This window comes from Synechococcus sp. R8-2, assembly GCF_047461715.1.
In the GTDB taxonomy this organism is placed as follows: domain Bacteria; phylum Cyanobacteriota; class Cyanobacteriia; order Thermostichales; family Thermostichaceae; genus Thermostichus.
Genome location: NZ_JANSHQ010000452.1, coordinates 1 through 7,059 on the forward strand (window position 1 = coordinate 1; position 7,059 = coordinate 7,059).

The following is a 7,059-nucleotide window of genomic DNA, read 5'->3' on the forward strand; positions in this document are numbered from 1 at the left end:
CCCCCCTTGCGGGCCTTTTGCCCCCGCATCCCCTTGCCACAGGAGGCCCCCTGCCCGGCAGAAACGCCACGACCTAGCCGCCGCCGCCGCCGCGTCGAACCTGCTTGAGGCCGAATGTCTTCCAGTCGCATGTCTACCTCTAGCTCACTTGCTCAATATCACCTGTCCATCACTTGCCCAATAGGCGGCGCACATCGATGTCTCGGTCTTGGGCCACCTGCTTAAAGGTACGCATCCGCCGCAGCGCATCGATGGTAGCACGGGCATTGTTGAGGGGGTTGCTGGATCCCAGTTGCTTGGCCAAGCTGTTGCGTACTCCTGCCAGCTCCAGAACGGTGCGGACTGCCCCCCCTGCGATGACGCCTGTGCCGGGAGCTGCTGGCATGACCAAGACGGTGGCACCGCCGCCTGCCCCCTGCATGGGATGGGGTACGGACAAACCTTTGGTGAGGGGCACCTCAATGAGGTGCTTTTTACCGTCCACAACCCCCTTGCGTACTGCTCCGATCACATCGTTGGCTTTGCCCACGCCAACCCCGACTTGGCCCCGCTCGTTGCCGACCACCACCACAGCGCGGAAGCTCAACTTCTTGCCGCCCTTGACCACCTTGGTGACGCGGCGAATCTGGATGACCCGCTCTTGCCACTCGGTGGGTTGCTCTTCGCGGCTTTTCTTGCTTCTGCGACGTTCCCTCTGCTCAGCCATGTGCTGTGTCCTCAGTAGCTAGAACTGTAACCCTGCTTCTCGGGCAGCTTCTGCCAGGGCTTGAACGCGCCCGTGATAAAGCTTGCCCCCCCGATCGAAAACCACGCGGGAAATGCCCATCTGTAAGGCTCGTTCGGCAACTGAGCGGCCCACCAAGGCAGCCGCTTCTTGAGTAGCCGTCCCGGTTTCTTTGAATTTTTCGCGCAGCTCCCTGTCCAAGGTGGAGGCGGAGGCTAAGGTATGCTGGGCTACATCGTCGATCACCTGGGCGTAGATGTGTCGATGGGAGCGAAACACGGCCAGGCGAGGCCGCTCGGCAGTGCCAAAGACCTTGCGGCGAATGCGTCGATGACGACGTTGGGTGGTGATTTTGCGGCTGGTTTTCATAGGACTCCGTCCCGCTTTCGCAATGGGCTATTTACTTCTTCGCTTTCCCGGATTTACCCGCCTTGCGGCGAACTTGTTCCCCTAGATAACGGATCCCTTTCCCCTTGTAGGGCTCCGGAGGCCGGACGGCTCGGATGCGGGCGGCAGTATTGCCCACCAGTTCTTTATCTGTGCCTGAGACAACAATGATGTTGTTTCCCTCAACGGCAATTTGGATGCCAGGGGGAAAGGGGATCTCCACAGGATGGCTGTAGCCAACGTTCAAAACCAACTTGCTGCCTTGGATGGCAGCCCGGTAGCCCACGCCCACCAATTCCAGCCGCCGCTCAAATCCCTTGGATACTCCATCGACCATGTTGGCGACCAAGGTGCGGCAAAGGCCGTGGAGTTGGCGGGCAGGCCGAGAATCGTTGAGACGGCTGACTGTGAGCGTCTGAGCGTTTTGCTGGACTGTGATCAAGGGCGGTAAACTGCGGGACAGTTGACCTTTCGGGCCTTTCACTGCAATGTGTTGGCCGTCGATCTGGATCTCCACCTTGGCAGGAAGGGCGATGGGGCGTCTACCAATACGGGACATGGGAAAAACTCCTGACCAGAGAAAACTTAAGGTCTAGTAGACAAGGCAGAGGACTTCGCCGCCAATGCCCTGCTTACGAGCCTCCCGGTCGGTCATAATGCCGTTGGAGGTGGAGATGATGGCAATTCCAATTCCTCCCAGCACTCGGGGCAGCTCTTTGTGGTTGCGGTAAACCCGCAGACCCGGTCGGCTCACCCGCTTTAGACCATTGATGATGGGCCTGCAGTTGCGGCCTTTGCCTTTGTACTTCAATCGCAACACCACTCGGGCTTGGATCCCTTCTCCCTCCTCCTTCCATTCGCTGACGAACCCTTCCTCATGAAGAACGCGAGCGATGCTGCGGGTCATGCGGGTGGCCGGAACTGCCACCGACTCGTGCCGAGCCATGGTGGCATTGCGAATGCGGGTGAGCATATCGGCGATCGTGTCGTTGGTGTGGGCCATCGGTGGGTCAGTGCTCCTCGGAAGATCGATGCAGATCAAGAAAAGTCAGGGTGGGCAACCTAGGAGGCAAAGGGCATGCCAAACGCTTTGAGCAGGGCACGGCCCTCTTCGTCGGTTTTAGCAGTGGTCACAATGGAGATATCCATACCTCGCAACTGATCCACAGAGTCATAGTTGATTTCGGGAAAAATCAGTTGTTCACGGATGCCGAGGGTGTAGTTGCCTCGTCCATCAAAGGCTTTGGGGCTGACGCCGCGGAAGTCACGGATACGGGGCAGAGCAATGTTGATCAAGCGATCCAAAAACGCATACATGCGCTCCCGCCGTAGGGTCACCATCAGGCCGACAGGCATGCCCTTGCGAATCTTGAAGCTGGCAATTGCCTTCTTGGCGCGGGTGATCACCGGACGCTGACCGGTGATGGCGCTGATCTCGGCAATGGAGGATTCCAGAGCCTTGGCATTTTGGGAAGCTTCCCCCAAGCCGCGGTTGATCACGATCTTCTCCAGGCGGGGCACCTGATGGATGTTGGTGTAGCCCAACTCCTTTTGCAGCTTGGGGACAATGACGGTGTTGTAGTGGATTTGCAGACGCTGGGGCATGGTGGCTTCTCCTTGTGGCTCTGGGCTGGGTCAGAGCCAAACCAATGGTGGAAAGGGATCAAAAGCTTAGTCGAGAATCTCACCCGTTTTCTTAAGGACGCGAACCTTGCGACCATCGGCGGTGATTTGATAGCCGATACGGCTGGCCACCTCCTGCTTCTTGGAATAGGCCATCACTTTGCAGACGGGAATGGGAGCTTCCTTGGTCTCAATTCGGCCACTTTCCCCTTCTCGCTGGGGTTTACGGTGGTAGGTAACAATGTTAACCCCTTCCACCAAAACCATGTTGCACTCGGGAAAAACGCGCAGCACCTCGCCGATTTTGCCTTTGTCATCGCCGGAGATCACCTGCACGGTATCCCCTTGCTTGATACACATTTTGTAGCGCAGGCTGTTGCGGTGCTTGCGAATGCCGGGGCGCCGAACTAGGCGCTGAATTTGGCTGGGTTTGAGGGGGCGAACCATCAGAGTACCTCCGGGGCCAGGGAGATGATCTTGGTGAAGTTTTTCTCCCGCAGCTCGCGGGCTACAGGGCCGAAAACACGAGTTCCACGGGGATTGCCATCATTGTTGATGATCACGGCGGCGTTGTCGTCGAAGCGGATGCACATGCCGTCAGGGCGACGTACCGTATCGACGGTGCGGATAACAACGGCCTTGACAACATCGGATTTTTTGACGGGCATGTTGGGCAGGGCATCCTTGACGACACCAATGATCACATCGCCCAAGCTGGCGTAGCGACGGCCACTGCTGCCCAGCACGCGAATACACATCATCTTGCGAGCACCGGTGTTGTCGGCCACCGTCAGCATAGTTTGCTGCTGAATCATAGTTTCTTCACCTCCCTCAGGATTTCGGCAACTTGCCAACGCTTGGTGCGGCTAAGGGGACGGGTTTCCGTGATGCGCACCAGATCCCCTTCTTGACAGCGGTTTTCCTCGTCGTGGGCCTTAAACTTCTTGGTCTTGACGACGATCTTGCCGTACTTCGGGTGAGCAACTCGATTTTCCACAGCAACAACCACCGTTTTTTGCATCTTGTTGCTGACAACAATGCCAATCTTCTCCCGAACAGCCATTACTCCTCCTTGGTTGGGCGTTTGCCCCGCTTACGCTCTCCCTCCACAGTTAGTAGTTGCGCCAGCTTGTGTTTGCGCAGCCGGATGAGATGGGGCTGGTTCAACTGCCGCGTGGCCTGCTGCAAACGCAGCTCAAACAGCTCTTTCTTGACGGCGTAGATTTCGTTGCTCAGCTCTTCGTCCGATAAAGCACGGGCATCAGCAATTTTGGGCATGGGCATGGCTGAACTCTCCTCATACACTGCTGGTGGCCACCTCTGAAGCCGTTGCCTGGGCGGGCTCTGGCTTTTCAAAGTCGGCTTTGGTTACAAACTTGACCTTAATGGGCAGCTTCTGGGCGGCAAGGCGCATGGCCTCGCGGGCGATAGGCTCTGCCACTCCCCCCATTTCGAAGAGGATACGGCCCGGCTTGACGACACAAACCCAGTACTCAGGGTTGCCTTTGCCGGATCCCATGCGGGTTTCCGCGGCTCGCTGAGTAACGGGCTTGTCGGGAAAGATGCGAATCCAGATTTGGCCGCCCCGCCGAACATAGCGGGTCATGGCTCGACGGCTGGCCTCGATCTGTCGAGCTGTAATCCAGGCGGGTTCTAGGGCCACAAGGCCGTATTCCCCAAAGTTGATGCGGTTGCCACGGGTCGCTTTGCCTTTCATGCGCCCGCGCTGTTGCTTGCGGTACTTGGTGCGTTTGGGGCTTAACATGGCCGTTCCTTAAGTCAACTGCGATAGGGATCCCTGGACGTTCCGGTGTTGGCCCTCAGGCCTCCTGAGCCGAGCGATCTTCAAAGGTGGGCCGCCGCCGCTGCTGCCGACGTTTGGGCTGTTGCAGGGGAAACTTCTGTTCGTGGCGTTCCTGCCCGGGCAGAACTTCCCCTTTGAAGACCCAGACCTTGACCCCGATGATGCCGAAAGTGGTGTGGGCGAGGTGCTCGGCGTAGTCGATGTCGGCCCGCAAAGTATGCAAAGGGATCCGCCCCTCCCGCGTCCATTCGGTGCGGGCAATCTCGGCCCCGTTCAGACGCCCGGCAATTTGGATTTTGATCCCTTGTACACCTGCCCGCTGGGCCCGTTGGATCACCTGGCGAACGATGCGGCGAAAGGCAATCCGCCGTTCCAACTGTTGGGCAATGTTTTCCGCCAACAAGGTCGCCTCGGCATCGGCACGGGTGACCTCTACTACATTGATGCGAATGGTTCGCTCGCCACCACCTCGTGAACCAGGGCTTTGTCCCGCTAGCGCGGACAGCTCTTTCTGTAGACCTTGGCGCAAAGTCTCTAGGCTGGATCCGCCCCGACCCACAACTACCCCAGGGCGAGCAGCCCGGATCTCCAGGTCAATTTGATCCGCTTTGCGCTCGATTTGGATATCGGCCAAACCAGCACTGCTCAGTTGCTTGGTCAGGTAGGTGCGAATCTGGTCGTCCTCCTGTAACAGGGCTGGATAGCGGGCCGGATCGGCAAACCAGCGGCTGCGATGTTCTTTAATCACGCCGAGGCGGAAACCGGTGGGGTGGATCTTCTGTCCCATGGTGGTTAAGGGGTAGAGGTCTGGGAATACGGAAGGTTAGGAAGCTGTCACCACTTCAGCTCCTATGGGCCGGACGGCGATGGTGATGTGGCAGGTGCGCTTGCGAATGGGGTAGGCCCGCCCTTGGGCGCGGGGGCGAAACCGTTTCAGCACAGGACCCTGATCGGCGTAGGCTTGGCTGATCACCAGATCCCGGGGATCCAAGCCGTTGTTGTGCTCTGCGTTGGCCACCGCCGAGCGCAGCACCTTACGAACCGGCTCACAGGCAGCGTAGGGCATGAACTCCAAAAGAATCAGGGCATCGGCATAGGTGCGCCCACGGATCTGATCCAACACCCGCCGCACTTTAAAGGGGGACATGCGGATATAGCGGGCTACCGCTTTAACCTCAGGGGATGAATCGGCCATGGCCCTCTCCTTGCCTACTCGATACTTTCCTGTTCGTTATTCCTCTCAACGGCGAGCGGCTTTTTTGTCGCTCCCCGCGTGACCGCGGAAGGTACGGGTGGGAACGAATTCCCCCAGCTTGTGACCCACCATCTGATCGGTGATGTAGATGGGCACGTGTTGCTTGCCGTTGTGAACGGCGATGGTGTGGCCGATCATGACCGGCAAGATGGTGCTGGCCCGCGACCAGGTCTTGATCATGTGCTTCTCGTTGCGCTCGTTCATCTTCTCCACCTTGAGAAGCAGCTTGGCATCCACAAAGGGGCCTTTTTTCAGCGAACGTCCCATAAGAACCTCAACCGTTTGATAAGCAATTCACTGTCGAAAAAGCTTCGGGGAGCGAATGGCCAGCGGCTACTGAGCAGCCCTTCCGCCCTTGTCCCGGCGGCCTCCGCGACGGCGACCGCGCACGATGAATTTGTTGCTGGGCTTGTTGCGTTTGCGGGTCTTGTACCCCAGGGTGGGCTTGCCCCAAGGGGTGACAGGGGTACTGCGGCCTATGGGGGCTCGCCCTTCCCCGCCGCCATGGGGATGATCCACAGGGTTCATCACCGAGCCACGCACCTTGGGACGGCGCCCCAACCAACGGCTACGACCCGCCTTGCCCAGGCTGATGTTGTTGTGGTCAACGTTGCCCAGTTGGCCGATGGTGGCGTAGCACTCGCCGCGGATCATGCGGACTTCGCCGGAGGGCAGCTTGAGGGAGACATATTTGCCTTCTCTGGCCACCACTTGAGCGCCAGCCCCGGCGGCGCGAACGATCTGCCCGCCGCGACCGGGATACAGCTCCACATTGTGAACCACCGTTCCCAAGGGGATCCGCTCCAGGGGCATGGCATTGCCGATCTCAAAGGGGGCCTCTGGCCCGGCCATGATGGTGGATCCCACCTCTAGGTTGCGGGGAGCGAGGATGTAGCGTTTCTCTCCGTCTTCGTATTCCACCAGGCAGATGTGGGCACTGCGGTTGGGATCGTACTCGACGGTTTTGACGGTCCCCGGGATCCCCCGCTTGTCACGGCGGAAGTCGATGATGCGGTAAAGCCGCTTGTGGCCACCACCGCGGTGCCGGCAGGTGATGACGCCACGGTTGTTGCGCCCTTTCTTGCGGTGAATAAATTGCAGCAGCGACTTTTCCGGTCTGGGCCGCTTGCCGTTCTCGTCACGGGACAGCTCCTCGAAGTCAGAGACCGTCATGTGACGGGTGCTGGGGGTGTAAGGTCGGAGAGTACGAATGCCCATGGCTCGGGTAGGGGTGGGGGATGGGATGACAACAACTCAAAAAGGGGG

Annotated in this window: 14 protein-coding genes and 1 pseudogene; all 15 read right to left on the reverse strand. The window is 58.9% G+C overall.

Going from position 1 to position 7,059, the window contains the following annotated elements; genetic code table 11:
* Window positions 1-131, reverse strand: a pseudogene (locus NW819_RS10805) (50S ribosomal protein L15); the annotation flags it as partial.
* Window positions 132-169: 38 nt separating this feature from the next.
* Window positions 170-706, reverse strand: a complete 537-nt coding sequence (gene rpsE / locus NW819_RS10810; RefSeq protein ID WP_414344276.1) for a 30S ribosomal protein S5 — start codon at window positions 704-706, stop codon at window positions 170-172.
* Between the two features lie 18 nt (window positions 707-724).
* Window positions 725-1,093, reverse strand: a complete 369-nt coding sequence (rplR, locus tag NW819_RS10815) for a 50S ribosomal protein L18 (protein ID WP_011434167.1) — start codon at window positions 1,091-1,093, stop codon at window positions 725-727.
* A gap of 31 nt (window positions 1,094-1,124) precedes the next feature.
* Entirely contained in the window at window positions 1,125-1,670 is a 546-nt protein-coding gene (gene rplF / locus NW819_RS10820) for a 50S ribosomal protein L6 (protein WP_414355944.1), read from the reverse strand.
* Window positions 1,671-1,703: 33 nt separating this feature from the next.
* Complete coding sequence (gene rpsH / locus NW819_RS10825; RefSeq protein ID WP_011434165.1) at window positions 1,704-2,114, reverse strand: 30S ribosomal protein S8; 411 nt, start codon at window positions 2,112-2,114, stop codon at window positions 1,704-1,706.
* Window positions 2,115-2,173: 59 nt separating this feature from the next.
* Window positions 2,174-2,716: a 50S ribosomal protein L5 gene (rplE, locus tag NW819_RS10830; RefSeq protein WP_414328930.1), complete on the reverse strand. Its 543-nt coding sequence runs from the start codon at window positions 2,714-2,716 to the stop codon at window positions 2,174-2,176.
* Between the two features lie 66 nt (window positions 2,717-2,782).
* Window positions 2,783-3,181, reverse strand: coding sequence for a 50S ribosomal protein L24 (gene rplX / locus NW819_RS10835; RefSeq protein WP_414344280.1), 399 nt, complete (start codon window positions 3,179-3,181; stop codon window positions 2,783-2,785).
* The gene (gene rplN / locus NW819_RS10840; protein WP_011434162.1) at window positions 3,181-3,549 is read right to left on the reverse strand and encodes a 50S ribosomal protein L14; all 369 of its coding nucleotides are present in this window, start codon (window positions 3,547-3,549) and stop codon (window positions 3,181-3,183) included. The genes rplX and rplN overlap by 1 nt, the downstream gene beginning before the upstream one ends.
* Entirely contained in the window at window positions 3,546-3,797 is a 252-nt protein-coding gene (rpsQ, locus tag NW819_RS10845) for a 30S ribosomal protein S17 (RefSeq protein ID WP_011434161.1), read from the reverse strand. Before rpsQ ends, rplN begins: the two co-directional genes overlap by 4 nt.
* The gene (gene rpmC / locus NW819_RS10850; protein ID WP_011434160.1) at window positions 3,797-4,018 is read right to left on the reverse strand and encodes a 50S ribosomal protein L29; all 222 of its coding nucleotides are present in this window, start codon (window positions 4,016-4,018) and stop codon (window positions 3,797-3,799) included. The genes rpsQ and rpmC overlap by 1 nt, the downstream gene beginning before the upstream one ends.
* Before the next feature lie 13 nt (window positions 4,019-4,031).
* A complete protein-coding gene (rplP, locus tag NW819_RS10855) occupies window positions 4,032-4,499 on the reverse strand; it encodes a 50S ribosomal protein L16 (RefSeq protein ID WP_011434159.1) in 468 nt (155 codons plus the stop codon).
* A 55-nt stretch (window positions 4,500-4,554) separates the two neighbouring features.
* Window positions 4,555-5,325 (reverse strand): 30S ribosomal protein S3, encoded by a 771-nt coding sequence (gene rpsC, locus NW819_RS10860; protein ID WP_011434158.1) that lies wholly within the window; start codon window positions 5,323-5,325, stop codon window positions 4,555-4,557.
* A gap of 36 nt (window positions 5,326-5,361) precedes the next feature.
* Window positions 5,362-5,733, reverse strand: coding sequence for a 50S ribosomal protein L22 (gene rplV, locus NW819_RS10865; RefSeq protein WP_414355949.1), 372 nt, complete (start codon window positions 5,731-5,733; stop codon window positions 5,362-5,364).
* Window positions 5,734-5,778: 45 nt separating this feature from the next.
* Complete coding sequence (rpsS, locus tag NW819_RS10870; RefSeq protein WP_414331934.1) at window positions 5,779-6,060, reverse strand: 30S ribosomal protein S19; 282 nt, start codon at window positions 6,058-6,060, stop codon at window positions 5,779-5,781.
* Between the two features lie 66 nt (window positions 6,061-6,126).
* Window positions 6,127-7,011, reverse strand: coding sequence for a 50S ribosomal protein L2 (gene rplB / locus NW819_RS10875; protein WP_414413740.1), 885 nt, complete (start codon window positions 7,009-7,011; stop codon window positions 6,127-6,129).
* Between the last annotated feature and the right edge of the window lie 48 nt (window positions 7,012-7,059).